This is a genomic window from Amycolatopsis roodepoortensis (assembly GCF_014873915.1).
GTDB classification, from domain to species: domain Bacteria; phylum Actinomycetota; class Actinomycetes; order Mycobacteriales; family Pseudonocardiaceae; genus Amycolatopsis; species Amycolatopsis roodepoortensis.
Map to the genome: position 1 here is coordinate 1,265,422 of NZ_JADBEJ010000001.1, position 20,888 is coordinate 1,286,309.

The following is a 20,888-nucleotide window of genomic DNA, read 5'->3' on the forward strand; positions in this document are numbered from 1 at the left end:
CCCGTGACCAGCGTCCCCGAACGGGCCCGCGAGGCATTCAAACGCCCCGGCAACAGTCTTTTCGAGCTGGGCGACCAGTTGCTGTTCTATATCCGCGCGCTTCTGGCGATCCCGATGGCGGTCACCCGCTACTTCCGGGAAGTGGTGCGTCTGCTCGCGGAAGTGACCTTCGGCAGCGGGGCCCTGGCGGTGATCGGCGGCACCGTCGGCGTGATGGTCGGCCTGTGCGTGTTCACCGGGATCACGGTGGGGCTGCAGGGTTTCAGCGCGCTGAACCAGATCAACATCTCCGCGATGACCGGCTTCCTCACCGCGTACTTCAACACCCGCGAGATCGCGCCGCTCTCGGCGGGGCTCGCGTTGTCCGCGACGGTCGGCGCCGGGTTCACCGCGCAACTGGGCGCCATGCGGATCTCCGAAGAGATCGACGCGCTCGAAGTGATGGCCGTGCGCAGCATGCCCTACCTCGTCACCACCCGGATCGTCGCGGGGTTCATCGCGATCATCCCGCTCTACGTGATCGGCCTGCTGATCTCCTATCTCGGCTCACGGGTGACGACGGTCGTCTTCTTCGGACAGTCCGGCGGGACCTACGACCACTACTTCTCCCTGTTCCTACCGCCTGAAGACGTGCTGTGGTCCTTCGCCAAGGTCCTCGTCTTCAGCGTCGGCGTCATCCTCACGCACTGTTTCTACGGCTATCGCGCCGCAGGCGGCCCGGCGGGCGTAGGGGTCGCGGTCGGCCGCGCCGTGCGGACGTCGATCGTGCTGATCAGCGTGCTGGACCTCTTCCTCAGCCTGGCGATCTGGGGCGCCACCACGACCGTGAAGGTGTCCGGATGAGCACGCGTGCAAGGACGCAGGCGGCGGGGGTGGTCTTCCTCGTCATCCTGGTGCTGCTCGGCTGGCTGGCCGTCGCCATCTTCAACAAGGACTTCGAACGCGCGGAACTGGTCACGCTCAAGACCGACCGCGTCGGCAACCAGCTAGCCCCGCCCGCCGAGGTCAAGGTCCGCGGCGTCCCGTTCGGCGAGGTCAGGGCGGTGCGAGGCACCGCGGAGGGCGCGGAGATCGACCTCGCCATCGACCCGGCGAAGATCGATCAGCTGCCGCGCAACGTCTCGGCGCGGTTGCTGCCGAAGACGGTGTTCGGCGAGCGCTATGTCAATCTCGTGCTCCCGGAGCGGCCGGCGGGAGGTTCGCTGCGGGACGGCGACGTCATCGGCCAGGACCGGTCTTCCAACGCGATCGAACTGGAACGCGTCCTCGGTGATCTGCTGCCGCTGTTGCGGGCGGTGCAGCCGCAGAAGCTGAACAGCTCACTGGGCGCGATCTCGCTCGCGCTCGACAACCGCGGAAAGTCCTTGGGGGACAGCATCGTCCAGCTCAACGACCTGCTCAACCAGGTGAATCCGCTGATGCCGCAGTTCAAGGCCGACGTCACCGGTCTCGCCGACGTGGCGGACCTGTACACCGGCGCGGCGCCGGACATCCTCAAGGCGCTCTCGGATCTCTCCACCACCGCGAAGACCATTGTGGACACTCGGGCGGATCTCGACAAGCTGTATGCCAGCGTCACCACCGCGAGCGGCGACCTGAACAAGTTCCTGGTGCAGAACAAGGACAACATCATCGGGGTCAGCGTGAAGAGCAGGCCGACGCTCGAACTGCTGTCCCGCTATTCGCCCGAGTTCCCTTGCCTGTTCGACGCGGTGAACCGGCTCAAGCCGGTGATGGAGAAGGCCTTGGGCAAGGGCACCGGGGAGCCGGGGCTGCACGTGACGTTGTCCGTCCACGACCCGCGCGACAAATACGTGCCGGGCCGGGACGATCCGAGGTTCGACCAGAAGGGCGGGCCGCGCTGCTACGGCGGCGGCGGGACTTCGGCGGCGGTGACTTTCGCCGCCGATGGGGACCTCGGCCCGGCCAATTCGAAGGGGGAGCGGGGGCTGGTCGCCGAGCTGCTGGCGCCGTCGCTCGGGATGAAGCCGGCCGAGGTCCCGGACTGGAGCAGCGTGCTCGTGGGCCCGGCCCTGCGTGGTACGGAGGTGACCGTCCGATGAGGGGTATCGCGGGACCGGCGTTCAAGGGCCTGGTCTTCTTCGTGGTCACCGTGGTGGCGACCGGGATCCTGGCCATCACCATCGCCAACTCCGGGGTCGGCACGACGGTCGGCTACACCGCCAGGTTCACCGACGCCACGTCGGTCAACCCCGGTGACGAGGTCCGGATGTCCGGCGTCCGCATCGGCCAGGTGGATTCGGTCGGCGTGGTCGAACGGCGGCTGGCGGACGTGCGGTTCTCGATCGAGAACAAGCGCCGCCTCACCGCCGGGGCCACCGTCACCATCAGGTACCGCAACCTCGTCGGCCAGCGGTACCTCTCGATCGACCCCGGCCCGGACGGGCCGGCGGTGCTCGACGAGGGCGCGTTGATCCCGCCGGAGCGGACGCAGCCGGCACTGGATCTGACCGCGTTGTTCAACGGGTTCAAGCCGTTGTTCCAGGCGCTTTCGCCGAGCGACGTCAACCAGCTGTCGTTCGAGATCGTCCAGGTGCTGCAGGGGGAGGGGAGCACCATCGACAGCCTGCTCGAACACACCGCGTCCCTCACGAACACGCTGGCGGGCAAGGACGAGGTGATCGGCCAGGTGGTCGGGAACCTCAACACGGTGCTCGACACGCTCAATTCCCAGGGCGACCAGTTCGACAAACTCGTCGACGTCACCGCGCAGCTGGTCTCCGGGCTCGCCGGTGACGCGAAACCGATCGGGCAGGCGATCGGCGGGCTCGGCGAGCTCACCACCGCCACCGCGGATCTGCTCCAGGACGGCCGAGCGCCGTTGAAGGACAGCATAAACACTCTCGGTGACCTGTCGAAGAACCTCGCCGACAACACGCCGGTGTTCGAGCAGTTCCTGGCGAACCTGCCGAAGAAGCTGGACCGCATCGGCTCGATGGTCTCGTACGGCTCGTGGTTCAACTTCTACCTGTGCTCGGTGAAGTCCGACGCGCCGCCCGCCCCGGGCGGCCCGCCGGTCGGTATCCCGCTGACCCAGGGACGGTGCCGGTGAAAGCGCCGAGGATCAAACCCTTCCGCAGCCGCAACCCGATCGTCGTCGGCGCCGTCACGGCACTGCTGATGGCGGTGGCGGGCTCGGCGACCTTCTTCTCCGACGATCTCCCGCTGGTCGGCGGCGGGACCACGTACGCGGCCGAGTTCACCGAAGCCGCCGGCCTCAAACGCAACGACGAGGTCCGCGTGGCCGGGGTCAAGGTCGGTGAGGTATCCGACGTCCAGCTGGACGGTGGCCGGGTCAAGGTGCTGTTCCGGGTCAAGGACACCTGGATCGGCAACCGCACGACCGCCGCGATCAAGATCAAGACGCTGCTGGGGCAGAAGAACCTGGTCCTCGACCCGGTCGGCAACGCGGAGCTGGATCCGGACGAGCCGATCCCGGTCCAGCGCACGAGCTCGCCGTACGACGTCACGACGGTGTTCAACGACCTCGCGAACACGGTGGGCGCGATCGACACCGACCAGCTGGCGAAGGCGTTCGGGACCCTGTCGGAAACGCTCGGCGCCTCCACCCCGCAGGAGGTCCGGACCGCGTTCGACGGCATCACCGCGCTGTCCAAGACGCTGGCCTCCCGTGACCAGGAGCTGGTGAAGCTGTTCGAGAACACGAACAAGGTGTCGAAGACGCTCGGGGACCGCTCGCAACAGATCGAGGCGTTGATCCGTGACGGCAACACGCTGCTGACGGAGCTGAACGCGCGCAAGGACGCCATCGCGAAGCTGTTCAGCGGGGTGAAGAACCTGTCGATCCAGCTCAAGGGACTGGTGGCGGACAACCAGAAGACGCTCGGCCCGGCGCTCGACCAGCTCGATCGCGTCGCCACCGTGCTGCTTCGTAACCAGGACAAGCTCGACGAGAGCCTGCGGCTGGCCGGGCCCTTCTACCGCCTGCTCGGCAACGCGGTCGGCAACGGCCGCTGGATCGACACCTACATCTGCGGGCTCGTCCCGACCGGCGGCACGCCGGGCAGCTGCATGCCTTCGAGGAAGGGGGGACGCTGATGGGGCGCCACTTCACGTTGTCGGATCTCGGGGCGCAGGCCCGGCGGCGGGCCTGGGTGCGACGGCTCGCGCTCGCAGTCGTCGCCGGGCTCCTCGTGACGGCCGCCTGGCCGCTGCTGACCAGGCAGGCCGACCGCGTCCTGACCGGGTTCTTCACCGCGACCGTCGGGGTCTACCCGAACACCGAGGTCCGGGTGCTCGGCGTCCCGATCGGTTCGGTGACCAAGGTCGAACCGCGCGGCACGAATGTCGAGGTGACCATGACGGTCCGGCCGGACGTCAAACTGCCCGCCGACGTCGGCGCCGTCGTGATCACGCCGAGCCTGGTCGCCGACCGGTACGTGCAGCTCACCCCGGTGTACGTCGGCGGGCCGGAACTGGGCGACGACGGGCGGATCCCGCCCGAGCGCACCGTCACCCCGGTGGAGGTCGACGAACTCCTGGGCAGCCTCAACCAGCTGATGACCGCGCTGGGGCCGAAGGGCGCCAACCGGGACGGCGCGGTCAGCGACGTCCTGACCAAGGCCGCGGAGTACCTCGACGGCAACGGCGGCAAGCTCGGCGAGGCGATCAAGAACCTCGGCGAGTTCGCCAGGACCGCGAGCGATTCCAAGGACGACCTGTTCAACTCGGTCGACAACATCAGCAAGTTCACCGCGATGCTCGCGTCGAACGACGACAAGGTGAAACAGGCGATCCAGCAGATCTCGTCGCTCAGCAAGATCCTTGCCGATCAGCGGGACCAGTTCTCCGGCGCGATGACCGAACTGACCGAAGCGCTCAGCGTGGTGCAGGGGTTCATCAAGGACAACCGGGGCAAGGTGAAGTCCGATGTGGACAAACTCGCCGAGATCACCAAACTGCTCAGTCAACAGAAGGCATCGCTCAGCGAAGCGCTCGACGCCGCGCCGAACGCGCTGGCGAACGTGCTCGGCGCGTACAACCAGGGCGCGGGAACGCTGGACGGCCGGGGGAACCTCACCGAATTCTCGGGGGCGAAATGAAAACCCGGCTCGCCGCGGTCCTGGTCCTCGTGCTGGCCGCCACCGGTTGCAGCGGCGGTGTCGACGTCTACGACATCCCGCTGCCGGGCGGGGCCGCGCTGGGAGAGCGCCCGATCCACGTCACGGCGAGTTTCACGAACGTGCTGGATCTCGTGCCGCAGTCCGGGGTGAAGGTCAACGACGTCCCGGTCGGCCAGGTGCGGACCGTCGAGCTGGCGCCCGACGGTCGCAGCGCGGTGGTCGGCCTGCTCATCAACGGGGACGTGAACCTGCCCGCCAACTCCGTCGCACGGCTGCGGCAGGCGAGCATCCTCGGCGAGAAGTTCGTCGAGCTCGCGCCGCCGCCCGAGGGGACGCCGACCGGGCGGCTGATCGACGGCGCGGTGATCCCGCTGGCCGGCTCGTCGCTGACGCCGGAGATCGAGGAGGTGTTCGGCGCGCTTTCCCTGCTGCTCAACGGTGGCGGCGTCGCGCAGGTGCAGAACATCACCCGTGAACTCAACGACGCGCTCGGCGGCAAGGAAAGCGCCGCGCGGAGCCTGTTGTCCAATTTGGACAAGTTCGTGCGCGGTCTCGACGAGCACAAGGCCGAGATCACCCGCGCCATCGAGAGCGTCAACAAGCTCGCGGCGACGCTGAACGCGAACACCGAGGAGATCAAGGCGACGCTGAACGGGCTCACCCCCGGGATCGAGGTGCTGAACCAGCAGCGTCAGGCGTTGGTCGGGATGCTCAAGTCGCTGGACGGGCTCACCTCGGTCGCGGTCGACACGGTGAACCGCAGCAAGGACGACCTCGTCGCCGACCTCAAGGCGCTCGAACCGCTGCTGCGGAAGCTGGCCGACTCCGGGGACAAGCTGCCGAAGGCGATGGAGATGATCTTCACCTTCCCGTTCCCCGACGCGGCGCTGGAAGCCATCCGCGGCGACTACCTGAACACATTCCTGACCTTCAAGAACAGTGGTGGCCGCTGATGCTGACCAGATTCGTCCGCGTCCAGCTGGTGGTCTTCGTGACCATCGCGGTCCTCGGCGTGGCGTACGTCGGCGCGACGTACGCGGGGCTGGACAAACTGGTGCTCGATCGCGGGTACACCGTCAAAGTGCGGCTCGCCACCGGTGGCGGCATCTTCAGCAACGCCGAAGTCACCTATCGGGGCGTGCCGATCGGCCGGGTCGGTGAACTGCGGCTGACCGCCTCCGGTATGGAGGTCGATCTCGAGATCGAGCCGGGCGGCCCGGAGGTGCCCGCGGACACCGAAGCCGTCGTCGCCAACCGGTCCGCCGTCGGCGAGCAGTACGTCGACCTGCGGCCTCGCCGCGACAACGGAGCCATGCTCCGGGACGGTTCGGTGATCGCCGAGGCGGACACGAAGATCCCGTTGCCGGTGGACGTCGTCCTGTCCAGTGTGGACTCTTTCGCCAACTCGGTGCCGAAGCCGGCGCTGCGGACCGTGGTCGACGAGCTGTACAAGGCGACGTCCGACGCCGGACCGGCGCTGGATCAGCTCGTCGGGCGGGGGATCGAGTTCGTGCAAGAGGCGAGCGCGCATGTCGGCCCGCTGACTCGGTTCGTGACCGACGCGCAGACCGTGCTCGACACCCAGGTTTCGCAGGCGGACGCGATCCGCTCGTTCGGTGCCAACGCGAAACTGCTCGCCGCGACGCTGAAGAACTCGGACGGCGATCTGCGGCGGCTGATCCCGGCCGTCCCGGCGGCCGCGAACGAGGTCAGCACGCTCCTGCGGGAGACCGGCCCGAGTCTCGGCATCCTGCTGGCCAACCTGCTGACCACCGCGGACGTGCTGGAAACGCGTCAGGACGGCATCGAGCAGCTGCTGGTCACCGCGCCCAAGGCGGTCGCCGCGGGACACGCGATCATGGGACCGGACGGCGCGCGCGTCGGTCTCTCGCTGACGTTCTTCGATCCGCCGCCGTGCGTCACCGGTTACGGGACCGCTTACCGCGACGGACTCGACACGACTCCGCGTCCGTTGAACACCGCGGCGCGCTGTGCCCTGCCCAAGGGCAACCCCACGAACGTGCGCGGCTCGCAGAACGTGCCGGGAAGGTGAAGGCCATGACACGAATCGCCGCGTTCCTCGCCGCTGCCACCACGGCCTTGGCGGCTTGGTTCGGTTACTCGTGGTGGGACGCGAGCCACGACGAAGGCGTCGCGCGGGCGACGGTCCGCGAAGAGGCATTGCAGGTGGGCAGGCAGGCCGTCGCCGCTCTGACCACTTTGGACTACCGGCAGGCGGAACAGGGTTACCAGAACTGGCTGAACCTGTCCGGCGGCGCGTTGCACGATGAACTGGCGCGCGACCGCGAAGGCGGTCTCGGCCGGATCGGCCAGGCGAAGACCGTCACCACCGGCCGGGTCGTCGACGCCGCGGTGACCGAAGTGGACAGTGGCGGCGGAACGGCCGAGGTGATCGCTTCGGTCGAACTCGAGGTGCGGCCCGAAGGCGGGGAGGCGGTGACCAAGCACAACCGGTTCCGCGCCGGCCTGAACCGGACACCGGACGGGTGGCGCGTCACGTCGCTCGGCCAGGTGCCGGTGACCGACACCGGAAAGCCCTGACGGAGGACGGGATGACCACGAAACGAGCCGTCAAACCGCCGCGGCGCGCGGTGAAGGTCGCCGGGAAGATGGGCGGGAGCACAAAGGTTCTCGAAGTGCCCGCCGAGGACGTTCCCGAGGAAGTCCTTGAGGAGGCGCCGGCCGTCGTCGCTCCGGTGCGGCGGCGGGGAGCGATGGTGTTCGGCGCGGTCGCGCTGGTGATGGCGGGCCTCGCGGGGTGGTTCGCCGTCGAGGCGCGGGACACCACGGCGGTGCTGGCGCACAACACGGCGCTGACCGACGTCGCCACCACCGCGGAGGTGAGCGACCAGATCGGCAAGGCGCTCGGCACGGTTTTCTCCTATCGCTTTGACGACCCAGCCAAGAGCGAGAAAGCCGCGAAAGAGGTCCTCACCGGGCCGGCGCTGGGGCAGTACGACCAGCTGTTCGCGCAGGTCCGCGGGCTGGCGGCGGACCAGAAACTGGTCGTGACCTCGACGGCGGTGGTCTCGGGGGTGAAGGTCCTCGACGGGGACCGGGCGTCGCTGCTGGTGTTCCTGGACCAGACCGGCGTGCGCGGGGACGGGCAACGCAGTACCGGTGCGGCACAGCTGAGCGTCAGCGCGGAACGGGCTGAGGGGAAGTGGCGAGTGACGGCTTTGGCCGCCGCCTGACGTCGGGGAGCTGAGGTACATGAAGGGCCTTCATGCACTCGGGAAAGGGAGCCATGGCGCCCGCTGGTAATTGAGGGGTGCGTGCAGACCGTCTGACGGGCATGGCGACAACTGTGTGGATTTTGGTGCGTTAGGTGACCCGAAATCCACACGGTCCGGCATGAGCCTGCTGTGAGCCCTCACTCAACGCAACCAGGGTCCCTCGACCGCTCCCGTGAGTGACTTTCCCGTACCTCCAGCACACGGCCGGGTGTCGTGCCTGGCTGGAGGGATCCCGAAAGTGGCTTTCGCGACACCACCCGCGCGCTCCATAAGGTCGCGCCAGCGCGTGAAGGCCCCCTTCCCTCGGCTCAGCCGAGGGAAGGGGGCCTTCACGCGCAAAGCCTCACGAAGGGGCGGCCCGCAGCGCCAGGATCATCTCGAACCGCCGCTCAGGATCCCGCAGCCCGTCCGCGAACAGCGCCTCCAGTTCCTGGGCACGCGACCGCACCGTCTGCGGGTGCACGGCCAGCCGTTCCGCCACCTCGCGCACGTTCCCGCAGGTCTCCAGCCACGCCAGCAGCGTCCCCGCCAGCCGTGAATGCTGCTTCCCGGTCAGGCTGGCCAGCGGCCCGAGCCGTTCCCGGACGAGTTCGGTGGCCAGGAACGGTTCCTTGAGCAGCCACAGGCGCGAAAGATGGTCGACGCACCACGTCACGGGCTCGTCGGCGAGCGCGCCGGAGTCGACGAGCCGCAGGGCTTCGCGTGCGGCCCGTAGCGAGCGTGCCGCGAAAACGGGCGGGACGGCGGGGCCGATCGCGGCCCGCCAGCCGGCCAGTTCTTCGGCGAATCGGTCCCGTTCCTCCGGTTCCGGCGCGGGCATGAGGAGGCAGGGGGTGGCGCTCTCGAAGTCGGCCAGCGCGCTCGGCGCGGCCGCCGGTGCTTCGTCCGACGGCCGGTCGAGGGCGACGGCGACGAGCCGGTCCGGTAGTGGCCAGCGGGCGAGGTCGGCAGCGTGTTTGACGACCTCGGGCGGTGACGGCGGCTCGGCGAGCAAGAGTTCCATCAGGCGGTGCCGCCGGCGCTCCAGTGCGCCGGCGGCCTTTTCCCGTGCTTCCGCGTGACCCTCGACCGACAGCGCCGACAGTTCGTCGATGTAAGCGAAGATGGCCTCCGCGAGCAGGCACAGCGTCGCCGAAGGAACTCCCGCGCGGCGGCCGGCTTCGGCCACCCGGCGCCACGTCACCCTGGCGCCGACGCGGTACGCCGCCTGGAGGACGTCGACGTTGCGGCCCTGGTGGAACTCCTGGACACCCAGGCTCAGGAACACGCTCCGGCGGTCCTCCGACGGCGCGTCCGGGTTCCCGATCCGCTCCACGAACTGCAGGAACGCCATCTGGACGCCGGTCTTGAGCGCCTTCCCGAACGCGCCGTCCAGTGGTCGCGCGTAGTCGGGGATGGTCCGCTGGATCTCGCGGACCACCTCCCCGGCCACGTCGGCCAGCACCGGCCTGAACACCGTCGCCAGTTCTCTCGGCAGCAGCGCCCAGAGCTGGACCGGGCGCCCACCCGGCCCACCCGGCCGGGCAGGCGTGAGCAGCGGTCCGTACGTCGCCTCGACCCCGCTGCGGGCGTCCTGCGGTCGGGTCACCTCGTCACCTCGTCGTGAGTGGGAAACGCTGATCGGTCAGTCCTCGGCGAGCAGGGCCTCCGCACGCAGGGCGATCTCCATGTCGAGCCGGTCGTCGGCGTTGTTCAACCGGTCGCCGAAGAGATCGATGAGCTGGTGCATGCGATACCGGACGGTCTGGGGGTGGACCTTGAGTTTCTTCGCGATCTCCGGAGCGCTGCCCCGGGATTGCAGCCAGATCAGCAACGTCTCGCCGAGCCGTGCCCGCTGTTTGGGGGTGAGGTCGTCGAACGGGGCGAGGCTGCGCGTGCACAGTTCACGGACCAGGAACTCGTCCGCGAGCAGCCACAGGGTGGACAGGTGATCGCTGTACCGCGTGACCGGATTGTCCGGAAGCACCCCGCGCTGGACCAGCCGCAGCGTGCGGCGGGCCCACATCAGCGAGCGCGGCGCTTCGGTGAGCCGCACGGCCGGGCCGATCACCGCGCGCCAGCCGGGGAGCCGTTCGGCGAGATCCTTCAGGTGCTTGTCCGGGTCGCCGGTGACCAGGCAGGGTTTGGGACCCTCGAAGTCGACGAGGATGTCGGCGTCCAGGTCGGCGCTGTCGGGGTCCAGCGGGCCGAGCCGTCGCTCCAGCGCGACGACCGTGATCTCGGCAGGCAGCGCCCACTGCGCGTTGGCGGCGTGGGACGCGATCGACTGCGGTGACGCCGGGGGATCGGAAAGCATCAGTTCGAGCAGCCGGCGCCTGCGTCTGGCCCTGGTGCCCGCGGCCCGCTCCTGCGCGGCCGTGTAGCCCTCGATGGACAGTGCGGAAATCTCGTCCACGTAAGCGAAAATCGCTTCGGCCGCGGTGCACAGGAGATCGGCGTCCGCTCCGATCGCCTGCCCGAATTCCGAAACGTGCCGCCACGCGACGCGACCGCCGACCCGGTAGGCCGTCTGCAGACAGTCGAGGCTGCGTCCCTCGTTGAATTCGACCTTCCCGAGGTTGCGGAACACCGCCGACCATTTGTCGAGCGGCGCCGTCCCCTGACCGACGGTATCGAGGCAGTGCAGGATCGCCTGCCGGATACCCTGCGTGATGATCTGTCCGAACGCGCCTTCCAACGGCTGCGCGTATTCGGGAACGGCTCGTTGCACCTCCTGCAGGATGGCTCGTGCCAAGGGGTCGGCCCGCGGCCGGAACCGCTCGCCAAGGTCTCTGGGCAGTGACGCCCACAGTCCATTCGCACCGGTGCTGCGCACAGGTCGGTTCTCCACTGGGGTTCTCGGTGCCGGCGTGAAGGCGCGCGGTCGCTGGACCGGACCCGGTGGCTGGCGGAGCGGGGTGGCGGGGTGGCGCACGCCGGGTTCGGGTCGTGCGGTCCGCAGATCGTGCCGCGAGTATCCGGTATCCAAGTCGGTCATGTTTTTATCCTTGCTGGCAACAAAATCAGCCTCTTCAACGGTGAAGCCGATCCAGATTTTGTGGCTCACGCAACATAAAATCGCCCGGGGGCACTGTCAACGGCTGACGGGAGCTTGATCGGCCACCTGGATGGACTACACCCGAACGGGTGGTCCGATCCGATGACGAGTGACATTTAGGCAGGCTTGAGATGGCGTCCGGATGACAATTTTTCCGGGGCGTTTCCGGGCGCTTCCGCCGCCTCGCTGGCGCGGATGAGCACCTCGACGACCTCGTCCAGGGTCAATCGGGCCGGCGCGGTCCCGGTGAGGAAGCGTCCGAGTTCGTCGCCGAACCGGGCCGGGTCGGCCACATGTGGAAAGTGTTTCGCATTTTCGAACACCGTCAATCGGCTGTCCGGCAGCACTTCGGCGGTCGCGCGGCCGTGGGCGACCGGGATGAGCGGGTCGCGCGCGCCCCAGACGACGAGGGTGGGCACCTCCCGGGCGAGATAGAGCTTGTCGATCGCGCTCGCGCGCTGACCCCTGAGGTCGATCATGCTGCGCGCGATGGACAGGAACGCCCGCCGCCTGCCCGGGTCGGCCAGTGACGCGAAGTGACGGATCAGCTCCCGGGTCTCGGGAGAGAGCTTTCCGCCGAACGAGCGGCAGGCGGCGGCGATCCCGCGGGCGATCGCGACGGTGGCCGGGTTGACCGCGAGGATGAGTGTCGCGCTGGCCCCGGGCAGCGCCGTCGCGCGCAGTACCGGGGACACCTGCGGGCCGAGCCCGCCGCTGTCCACGAGCACCAGCCGGGCGCACATCTCGGGGAACTGGTAGGCGAACTGCATCGCGATCCCGCCGCCGAGGGAGTGTCCGACGATGGTCGCGTGCCGGTTCCGGGTGAGCGCGAGGACGTCGCGGACCACGCTGGCCATCGCGCCGAGGCCGTAATCGGCCCGGGGGGCGGCCGAATCACCGTGGCCGGGCAGATCGGGAGCGAGGACGTGACGTCCGAACCCGGTCCGCTCGAAATGGTCGAGCAGCGGGACCCAGGTCTCGCTGCTGCCCGAGATCCCGTGCAGCAGCACGAGTGGTTCACCCACAGCGTCCTTTGTGGACGGAACGTATTCCCGCAGCCGGATTTCCCGCCCGTGCAGGGTCAGTGTGCGCGCTTCGAGGGCCATGTCCCGCCTTTCCGTTGTCAGGCGTCAAAATAACGTGTAGAACGCCGGGTGCGTCAGCGTGTCGCCGGACACGTCCGGCAATTGCCACCCGGGTGACAAGAATGCCTCCGTCGACCCCGACCCGGATGCCAAAACCATGCGGTACCGGCAATTGCGCATCGACTTTTCCCTGCCGTCCCGGTATTCAGGAAAGCGTCGGTAAACACCCGTAACGACGGAGAACGCGATGGCCTGCCGGGCGGACTTCCACGTCGATCAGCCGAGGGCGAAACGCGCCCGCCGCGGCCTCCGCTGGGTACTCCCCACCGTGCGGCCACCGGAACGCCGGGTCCGGCGGGTCAGTTCCCTGGCGGCCCTTCGTCGCGGCGGTGGGCGCGCATGAGCCGTTGCGCGCGGAGCGCGAGCTGCATGTTCAGCCGGTCGTCGGCGTCCTTGAGGCGGTCGCCGAACAGTTCCTCCAATTGACGGAGGCGGTTCCGCACGGTCTGCGGATGCACGCCGAGCCGCTGTGCGATCTCCGGCGCGCCACCACGCGTCTCCAGCCACGCCAGCAGGGTTTCGCTGAGCCGCTCCTGCTGTTTCCCGCTCAGCGAGGTGAACGGGTCGAGGCTCTGCTTGGCGAGTTCGGCGCCGAGGAAGTCCTCGGCGAGCAGCCACAGCGTGGCGAGGTGATCCCGGCACCAGATGACCGGGCCGGGCGCGTCGTCGCTGCTCAGCAGTAGCGCGCGGCGGGCGGTGCGGAGGGCGGCCGGGGCATCGGCGAGCGGCACGACGGGGGAGACCGCCACGCGCCAGCCGTCCAGTGCGTCCTTCAGCGGGGCGAGATCGGTGTCCGGATCCGCGGTGAGCAGGTAAGGCTCGGCCGTGTCGAGGTCGGCCAGCACGGTCGTGTCCAGGAGGTGGACCGGGAAGTCCGCTGCGCCGGGAGCGCGCCGCAGCGCGACCATGGCCGCAGCTCCCGGAACCCGCCAGCCGGCGCCGTCGGCGAGGCTGGCGATGCTGCACGCGGACCCTTCCGGCGCCTGGGCGATCAGTTCGAGCAGGCGACGGCGCCGGAGCGGGATCGCGCCCGCCGCCCTGGCTTCCGCCTCCTGATACCCCTCGATCGTCGTGGCGCACAGTTCGTCGACGTAGACGAAGACGGACTCGGCCGCGAGCGCGATGACGTCGGAGCCGACGCCGAGTCCGCGCACGATGGGCCGCATCGCCCGCCATGCCGCCCGTGCGCCGACGGTCACGCTGTCGTGCAACGGTTCCAGGCTGCGGCCCTCGGTGAATTCGATCCGCCCGCGCATACGGTAGAAGTCGATCCACTGGTCGTGGGGTACGTCCGGGTCGCCGATGCACTCGACGTAGTGCCGCACCGCCCGTTCGCAGGAGACGACCAGGACGCGGCCGAAGACACCGCGCAACGGCTGCGAATACGCGGTGACCGAACGCTGCACCTGTTTGACCATGGCGGCCGCGGCGTGACCGGTATACGGACGCAGTTCTTCGCCGAGCGAACGCGGCAACGCCGCCAGCATGCCGAAACCGCGGTACTCCACCACCAGGACCACCCTTTGATTTTCTTCGAACGCCGGAAGGAAACATGAATCCGTTTGCATAACCGCGTCGGATCGACGGGAACGGTGCGGGCCGTTTGTACTGGATCGGCGGACGGCGTGTACCCCGAATGTGACGTTGAATTTGCAACGGAAAGTCGCGACGCTCAGCCGCGTGACAACGAGCGGGCGTTTCGGTGTGACGTCTTTTGACACGGATGTGTCGGCGGTTCTACGCTCCGTGCATTCGAGTGCGCCGGTGGCGCGCGGACGAAAGGGAATGGGTGCCCGTAATCGTCGGCCTACTTCACAGCGGGGGATCGCACACGTGAGCTGGCAGCCCGTCGGTGTGTTGTGGGAACGCCTCCCGAGGGAACTCGGTGACGCCGTCCGCCCGCGGATCCCGGCGATCGCCCGGCACTGCGTCGACGCCGTGGTGTCCGAGATCAGCGAATGCGCCGAAGTGTTCAGCGACGGCGAGGCCCGTGCCGCGGCCGTCGAGCTGACCAGGCGCAGTATCGAACGCGCCATCGACCGGGTCGGCGTCCCCGAACTCCTGCAGAACGACCTGCTGGCGGATTTCCGCGCGCAGGGCCGGATCGCGTTCCAGCAAGGGCTCAGCCGGGAGGCCGCGCAGGCGGCGTTCCGGGTCTCGAGCCGGGTGCTGTGGCGCTCGATCGCCGCGATCGGCCGCCGGCTCCAGTTGCCGGGTGACGTCCTCTACGGCGCCGCGGAGTGCCTGTTCGGTGACGTCGTCGAGGTGACGATGGCGCTGACGGACGGATACAACGCCGCCCAAGCCGAGGCGACGGGACCCGCGGAGCAGCGGGCCAGGCTGTTCCGGCTGCTGACCGGTGGCTCCGGGTACAGCCAGGCCGACGCGGGCGCCCTCGCCGTCGCGATCGGCTGGCGGATCCCCGAGCGGATCACCGCGGTCGTCTTCACCGCGGCGCCCGGCGCGCCCTCGTTCCCGCCGGGCCTGCTGCCCCCGGCGGTTCCGGTCGACCTCGTCTCCGACGTGCCCGGCGCGCTGGTCGCCTGTCCGGAGGCAGACCTCGGTGGCCTGCGGGAACTGCCGTCCGGCTGGTCGGCGACGGTCGGGGTGTCCGTCCCGGCCGGGCAGGCCGCCGAGTCGTTCCGCATCGCGCGGCGCGCGTCCGAACTCACCCGGCGGGGGATGATCACGACGGTCGGACCGGTGCTGTGGTGCGAGGAGCACATCACCACACTGCTGTTGCTCGCCGACGAATTCCTGCTCGACCGGCTGGCCGGCGAGGCGCTCGAACCGTTGTCGGGGCTGGCGCCGCGCCAGCACGACGAACTGGCGGCGACCCTGCTCACGCAGGTGCAGACGCGGGGGAGCGCGCCCGAGATCGCCCGGCGGCTCGCCGTGCATCCGCAGACGGTGCGGGCGCGGCTGCGGCGGCTCACGGAACTCTTCGGCGAACGGCTGGACGATCCGGATCAGCGGCTGCGGATCGAGCTGGCGTTGCGAGCGGAACGGCTGCGCCCTGCCGACGTCTGACGCGCTCCCGCCACAGGGAACACCCAGCGGCGGTAGCCCCACCAGCGGAACGCCGAACCCGCCGCCGTGCCCAGCAGCATCCCGCTGACGAAGTCGGCGATCTCCTGGACGAGGAAACTGACTTCGGGCACCTCGAGCCGCAGGACGTAGCGCGAGATCAGCGGCGGGCACAGGTTGATCGTCACGGCGATCACGTTCACGGTGAAGAACAGCACCGCTTCCGGGAATCCGCGTCTGCCGCCGCGGGTGTGGAAAGCCCAGCGCCGGGACAGCAGATACGCGAAGACGGTCGCCACGACGGTCGCGATCGCGAGCGCCGTGACCGGTTTCCCGGGCAGGACGGAGAGTTTCAGCCCGTAGTTGACCCCGAGCGTGAGCCCGAAAGCGGCGAGGCCGACGGTGGCGAACCGGAGCAGCTCACGCCGCCCGCCGGTCCGCGCACCGTCGTCCACAAAGGATTCCGGGGCGGTTCCGAGCACCGCCCGCTCAGCAGTTCGACGTCGCCGGGGCGCCCGCGACCCGGTCCTTGAGGAAGGCGAGCACGTCGGCGTTGCCGGTGTAGACCGCCGTGATGTGGTCGGTGTCGAAGGTCTTCCACGTCGTCTTGACCCCGGCGGCGCAGTAGGCCTTGTGCAGCGCGTCGGCCTGGGCGAACTGGACGAGCTGGTCCTGGGTGGCGTGGTAGAGGAGCACCGGGACCTTGGGCGGAGTGCCGCCGAGCTTGTTCTCGTTGAGCCGCTTCACCCATTCCGGCCGTACGTAACCGGCGCTGGTCGTGTAGTCGGCGATCTTCTGGTTCGCGTACGTGGTGAGCAGCTCGAACGTGCAAGCGCTCTTCTGCATTTCCGCCAGCTTCACGCGGCCGTTGTCGCTGAGGAACGAGTCCAGTTTCAATTCGGGATAGGCGTGGTCGAGGCCGATGAGGGCGTAGGCGAAGACGCCGAAACCGAACTTCCCGTCGAGTTGCAGGGTGACCTGGACGAGGTCGGCGGGCACGCCGCCGGCGGCGACCCCGACGAGATTCAGCTCCGGCGCGTACGCGGGTTGCAGTTCGCCTGCCCAGGCCGCCGCCCCGCCGCCCTGCGAGTACCCGCGGAAGAGCACCTTGGCGTCGGTGGACAGCTTCGCCTCCGGCAGGCGCTGCGCGGCGCGGACCGCGTCGATCATCGCCGGTCCTTCCGACCGCCCGACCACGTACGTCGTCTTCGGATCCTGGCGATAGCCCTCGTAATCGGTGAGCGCGACGGCGAATCCGGCGTCGAGCGCGTCGTCGAGGCCGGACTGCTCGTAGAACGCGCCGATGTCGATCATCTTCGACGGCGTGCAGTGGAAGGCGGGGCCGTGCGTACCGGCGCCGAACGAGACGATCGGTGCCTTCGCCGGGTCCACGTTCTTCGGTACCAGCACGGTCCCGGTCACCGCGTCCGGCCGCCCGAGGGCGTCCGTCGACAGGTACATCACCTGCCACGCGTTGACGGAATCCTTACGCGGACCGGCTTTCGAGATACGCGAGCGGATGATGTCACCCGGTTTGCCCGCGGGAAGCGGGGACGGCGGGGTGTAGAACGCGTCGTCGGACGCCGCCGGGGCGGCGGAACTCGCCGGGCTTCCGCTCAGCACGGTCAGGAGACCGGCGGACAGGACGATCGCGAGCGCGACGGCGAGCGTCCGGCGGGACGGGCGGGGGAACGGGGTCGGCACGGCCGGGCCTCCAGAGCGGGTGGGCAGGTTGACGGGCGGAACGTCGCGAAAGCCACTTTCGGGACATCAGGTGTCCCGAACGTGGCTTTCGCGGCACCCGGCCCGGGGTTCGAGGTGCGCTGCTCAGGCGTTGCCGCCGTAGACCTGGCGGCAGGTCGTGGACTCGGCGAACGCGAGCTCCAGTTCGGGGTTGGCGCGCAGATGCTTGATCGGGCCTTCCGGCTCGCTCAAGCCGCTCATCGTGCTGTCCGCGTCGGCGACCACCTTCTGCAGGCTCGCCTGGTCGGTGACCCTCGCGTCCTGCATCCGGGTCAGGGTGGCGGACACCTTCGACTTGGTCTCGCCGAGCGTGGTGGTGGCCTTGTCCACAGCGGACTGTCCATCCGGGACCGGCGGCACGCCGGCGTTCCGGATCCCGCCGGCCATGTCGTCGAGGGCGGCGGAGAGCGAGTTCAGGAAGCCGACCATGGCGGTCTTGGTCCCCTGCGGGTCGGCGGGGTCGAACGCGGGCGGCTTGGACAGCTTCGCCGATCCCGTCGCGACGCCCGAGCACACCTTGTCCACCCAGGCGAGCGCGGCCGGGTCGGCGTGCTTGCCGGCGTCGGCGGGTTCGTCGGACCCGCAGGCGCTCAGCAGGACCGCCGTGGCGGTCACGGAGACGGTGGCGAACGCGATTCGCGCTGCCGTGCGGCGCATTCTTTTCATGATTTCCCCGTCGAATTCGGCGAAAGAGGGCCTGTCCCGCCCGCGACGAGCGCGATTCCGCGATGGTCGGCGGTGACCGGCTTGCTGAACCGCGAGGTTACTCACGAAAGATTACGGCAGGCAAGGCGGCGGTGCCCTGGAAAAGGGTGATTGGCACGCGCGAGATAGTTTTCAGTGGCATGATTGTCACCCGCGTCAGCGGTTCCACTGGCGCGTCCGCCTGGCTCTGAACTGGGGAAACCCATGTGTCGCTACTAGGAACCACCCGGTTCTACCGTGTCCGCGTGACAATTTACCGGCGGCGGGTCGATTTTTCCGGTGAAGCACTTGATAGCGGTGCGGACGCGTCGTTAGTTTACTGTTCGGTTGCGATCCGTCAGACATCGTCGCTACCCGGAGAATTCTCCCGGGCCGATATTCATTGCTCTGGGGAATTGTACGCCGTTTCGTATCATCGTTGATACCACGGAAGGACGATCGTGAGTCACCGAAGAGGAACCAAGAAGGCGGTCGCCGCCGCCGCTGCCGGTGCCGTTGGCCTCGCCGCCGCGGTACTCGTGGTCGGGGCGCAGTCCAGTGTCGCCGATCCCATCTCGCTCCCGCTCAACTACCACTGCGACCTGCCGCTCGTGGGGTCGCAGTCGCTGAAGGTGGTGATCAACACCGATCTCCCGCTGTCGGTCAAGACCGGTCAGCCGACCGGCACGTTCGACATCAAGGCCGTCTCCACGATCAACGCGGACACGGTCAGCGGGCTCAACCTGATCGGTGCGACCACGCTGGAAGGCCAGGCCATCGCGGCGGCGACCGTGGCGGCACCGGGGCTCAACCTCCCGGTCAGCGTCCCGAACGACATCGCCAAGCAGAACATCCCCACCTCGGGCGAGATGACGGTCAACGCGTCGGGCAAGACGCCTTCGCTGACCTTCAACCAGCCCGGCGAGGCGAAGATCACCGTGGGCGACCTGCGGCTGAAGGTCACCCCGCGCAAGGCCGACGGTTCGGTCACCGGCATCACGCCGGACGGCACGATCGACGCGCCGTGCAAGCAGGATCCCGGCCAGAACAACACCCTGGCCACGATCAAGATCGGTGACGGCGGTGGCGGCACGACCACGCCCACCACCCCGACCACGCCCACCACCACCCCCACGACGCCGACCACGACGCCGACCACGCCCACTACCACCACCCCCGGTGGCGGCGGGATCAAGTACGCGTTCGGCATCAAGGGACAGACCGCGCTGAAGTCGCTCGGCAGCACCGCGGCGATCAACGGTGGTTTCGACGCGGACGTGGACCTCGCGTCGAAGACGTTCACCGGTGACCTGAAGCTCGACCCGTCGTCCACCCAGTTCAAGCTGTTCGGGTTCGTCGACGGCCGCTCGGAGATCAAGGTCGAGCAGGTCGGCAAGCAGACCGGTGAACTCGTCGGCACCGGGTTCAAGGCGCACATCAAGTTCAACGTGTTCCTGCCGAGCGTGCAGATCTTCGGGATCCCCATCAGCAACGACCCGAAGTGCGGCACGGTCAGCCCGTCCACCAGCGAGATGACCACCGGTCCGGACTTCGACCTGCTCAAGGGCGGGAAGCTCACCGGCACCTACTCGCTGTCGGCGCTGCAGAACTGTGGTTCGTTCAACGACATGATCAGCATGTTCGCCAAGAGCGACGGCAACACGCTCGATCTGAACCTCACCAAGAAGTAAGTCAGGCAGCCGGTCCCCGTCGCGTTCCGTGACGGGGACCGGTGCCGTTTCCGAGCCGTCCAGGAAGGCGACCATGCCCCTTCGCATCAACGTCCGGATGCTGCTCGCGGCGGGCCTCGTCGTGCTGATCACCGCCGGCTGCCTGCTGTTCGTCGCCGTCCGCAGCGCGGCCGCCGGTACGCCCGTCGACAAGAAACTGTCGTTCACCTGCCCGTTCCCGCTGATCGGGCTGCAGAAGCTCGACGTGAACATCAAAGCCGACTTCGAGGTGCCGACGGCGCCCGGCGGCACGCTCACCACCTCCGGGCTGACCATCACCGTGACCGTGCCGGACAAGGCGGCGCGCGGGCTCAACCTCGTCGGTGCCACCACCATCGAGGGCACCGCGGCGGCCGGCGTGACACTGGTCAACGGCGACGCGAACCCGCTTCCCGTGCGCATCCCGCTGAACGTCGCCAAGACCGACATCCCGCCGTCAGGGACGTTCAGCCCCGTGGCGACCGGCTCCGTGCCCACCATCACGCTGGCGAAACCGGGCAAGACGACGCTGACCGTCGGCGACTTCACCACGCGCCTCACCCCGAAGAAGCCCGATGGCTCCTTCACCGGGCTCGGTTCCTTCACCTCGGACTGCACGCTCGACCCCGGCCAGGATCCGGTCCTGCTGTCCTTCGAACTCGGCGACAAGCCGGCGGGGCATCGGTTCGCGATCGCCGGGAAGACCGGCGTCAAGGCACTCGGTGCCGACGCCCCGCTGACCGGTACCTTCGAACTGAGCCCGACCGCGGCGACGGTGTTCAGCGGCGGCCCCGCGTTCGACAAGGCGCACACCGACTTCCGGCTGTTCGGCTTCCTGCCGGGCTCGGCCGATGTGGAGTTCGTCGCCGACGGACCCCAGGGCGGCGACCTCGCCGGGACCGGTTTCGTCGCGCGATCGCGGTTCACCACCGTTCTCCCGCTGGTGACGCTCGTCGGCATGCCGGTCAGCACCGGTCCGGGTTGCCGGACGTCGGCCCCGTCGACGGCGGAACTGCGGACCGGCGACGGTTTCACCATGGCGAAGGGCGGCGCGCTGCGCGGCACCTACTCGCTGGCGCCGCTGACCGGCTGCGGCGCGTTCACCTCCTACGTGAGCTCCCTGGTGCAGGGGGACGGCAACACCTTCGACCTCACGCTGACCCCGCGCCAGGCCTGATGCT

General features: G+C 68.7%; 19 protein-coding genes. 12 read left to right on the forward strand and 7 right to left on the reverse strand.

The window, feature by feature from the left end:
* Positions 1-3: 3 nt before the first annotated feature.
* The 9 genes from H4W30_RS05895 to H4W30_RS05935 are packed head-to-tail and all read left to right on the forward strand — an operon-like array spanning position 4 to position 8,320.
* Positions 4-843, forward strand: a complete 840-nt coding sequence (locus H4W30_RS05895) for an MlaE family ABC transporter permease (protein WP_192741843.1) — start codon at positions 4-6, stop codon at positions 841-843.
* A complete protein-coding gene (locus tag H4W30_RS05900) occupies positions 840-2,063 on the forward strand; it encodes an MCE family protein (protein ID WP_192741844.1) in 1,224 nt (407 codons plus the stop codon). Before H4W30_RS05895 ends, H4W30_RS05900 begins: the two co-directional genes overlap by 4 nt.
* Complete coding sequence (locus H4W30_RS05905) at positions 2,060-3,073, forward strand: MCE family protein (protein WP_126734319.1); 1,014 nt, start codon at positions 2,060-2,062, stop codon at positions 3,071-3,073. The genes H4W30_RS05900 and H4W30_RS05905 overlap by 4 nt, the downstream gene beginning before the upstream one ends.
* Positions 3,070-4,080: an MCE family protein gene (locus H4W30_RS05910; RefSeq protein WP_318780533.1), complete on the forward strand. Its 1,011-nt coding sequence runs from the start codon at positions 3,070-3,072 to the stop codon at positions 4,078-4,080. Before H4W30_RS05905 ends, H4W30_RS05910 begins: the two co-directional genes overlap by 4 nt.
* Positions 4,080-5,084 (forward strand): MCE family protein, encoded by a 1,005-nt coding sequence (locus H4W30_RS05915; RefSeq protein ID WP_192741845.1) that lies wholly within the window; start codon positions 4,080-4,082, stop codon positions 5,082-5,084. Before H4W30_RS05910 ends, H4W30_RS05915 begins: the two co-directional genes overlap by 1 nt.
* A complete protein-coding gene (locus tag H4W30_RS05920) occupies positions 5,081-6,058 on the forward strand; it encodes an MCE family protein (RefSeq protein WP_192741846.1) in 978 nt (325 codons plus the stop codon). The genes H4W30_RS05915 and H4W30_RS05920 overlap by 4 nt, the downstream gene beginning before the upstream one ends.
* A complete protein-coding gene (locus H4W30_RS05925; protein ID WP_192741847.1) occupies positions 6,058-7,158 on the forward strand; it encodes an MCE family protein in 1,101 nt (366 codons plus the stop codon). Before H4W30_RS05920 ends, H4W30_RS05925 begins: the two co-directional genes overlap by 1 nt.
* Positions 7,159-7,163: 5 nt before the next feature.
* Positions 7,164-7,667 carry a hypothetical protein gene (locus H4W30_RS05930; RefSeq protein ID WP_192741848.1) on the forward strand — a complete coding sequence of 168 codons (504 nt, stop codon included), beginning with the start codon at positions 7,164-7,166 and terminating at the stop codon, positions 7,665-7,667.
* 11 nt (positions 7,668-7,678) lie between these two features.
* Entirely contained in the window at positions 7,679-8,320 is a 642-nt protein-coding gene (locus H4W30_RS05935) for a hypothetical protein (protein WP_192741849.1), read from the forward strand.
* 385 nt (positions 8,321-8,705) lie between these two features.
* Here H4W30_RS05935 and H4W30_RS05940 read toward each other — a convergent pair whose 3' ends face one another.
* The 4 genes from H4W30_RS05940 to H4W30_RS05955 all read right to left on the reverse strand — a co-directional run bounded on the left by H4W30_RS05940 (position 8,706) and on the right by H4W30_RS05955 (position 14,064).
* Entirely contained in the window at positions 8,706-9,950 is a 1,245-nt protein-coding gene (locus H4W30_RS05940) for a helix-turn-helix domain-containing protein (protein ID WP_192741850.1), read from the reverse strand.
* A 36-nt stretch (positions 9,951-9,986) separates the two neighbouring features.
* Positions 9,987-11,177, reverse strand: coding sequence for a helix-turn-helix domain-containing protein (locus H4W30_RS05945; protein WP_192742450.1), 1,191 nt, complete (start codon positions 11,175-11,177; stop codon positions 9,987-9,989).
* A 338-nt stretch (positions 11,178-11,515) separates the two neighbouring features.
* Entirely contained in the window at positions 11,516-12,505 is a 990-nt protein-coding gene (locus H4W30_RS05950; protein ID WP_192741851.1) for an alpha/beta fold hydrolase, read from the reverse strand.
* 338 nt (positions 12,506-12,843) lie between these two features.
* On the reverse strand, positions 12,844-14,064 hold the full coding sequence (locus tag H4W30_RS05955) for a helix-turn-helix domain-containing protein (protein WP_192741852.1): 1,221 nt from the start codon (positions 14,062-14,064) through the stop codon (positions 12,844-12,846).
* A 313-nt stretch (positions 14,065-14,377) separates the two neighbouring features.
* Between H4W30_RS05955 and H4W30_RS05960 the strand changes: the two genes are divergently transcribed.
* Positions 14,378-15,574, forward strand: a complete 1,197-nt coding sequence (locus tag H4W30_RS05960) for a helix-turn-helix domain-containing protein (RefSeq protein WP_192741853.1) — start codon at positions 14,378-14,380, stop codon at positions 15,572-15,574.
* Here H4W30_RS05960 and H4W30_RS05965 read toward each other — a convergent pair.
* The 3 genes from H4W30_RS05965 to H4W30_RS05975 form a co-directional block, all read right to left on the reverse strand.
* Positions 15,514-16,053: a GtrA family protein gene (locus tag H4W30_RS05965; RefSeq protein WP_318780534.1), complete on the reverse strand. Its 540-nt coding sequence runs from the start codon at positions 16,051-16,053 to the stop codon at positions 15,514-15,516. The two genes, H4W30_RS05960 and H4W30_RS05965, sit on opposite strands and share 61 nt — an antisense overlap.
* Before the next feature lie 7 nt (positions 16,054-16,060).
* Complete coding sequence (locus H4W30_RS05970) at positions 16,061-17,275, reverse strand: lipase family protein (RefSeq protein WP_192741854.1); 1,215 nt, start codon at positions 17,273-17,275, stop codon at positions 16,061-16,063.
* Positions 17,276-17,398: 123 nt separating this feature from the next.
* Positions 17,399-17,971 carry a hypothetical protein gene (locus H4W30_RS05975; protein WP_192741855.1) on the reverse strand — a complete coding sequence of 191 codons (573 nt, stop codon included), beginning with the start codon at positions 17,969-17,971 and terminating at the stop codon, positions 17,399-17,401.
* 488 nt (positions 17,972-18,459) lie between these two features.
* Here H4W30_RS05975 and H4W30_RS05980 point away from each other — a divergent pair, with 488 nt between their 5' ends.
* Both H4W30_RS05980 and H4W30_RS05985 read left to right on the forward strand, forming a co-directional pair.
* Positions 18,460-19,689, forward strand: coding sequence for a DUF6801 domain-containing protein (locus tag H4W30_RS05980; RefSeq protein ID WP_192741856.1), 1,230 nt, complete (start codon positions 18,460-18,462; stop codon positions 19,687-19,689).
* A 73-nt stretch (positions 19,690-19,762) separates the two neighbouring features.
* Positions 19,763-20,884, forward strand: a complete 1,122-nt coding sequence (locus H4W30_RS05985; RefSeq protein ID WP_192741857.1) for a DUF6801 domain-containing protein — start codon at positions 19,763-19,765, stop codon at positions 20,882-20,884.
* Positions 20,885-20,888 lie beyond the last annotated feature (4 nt).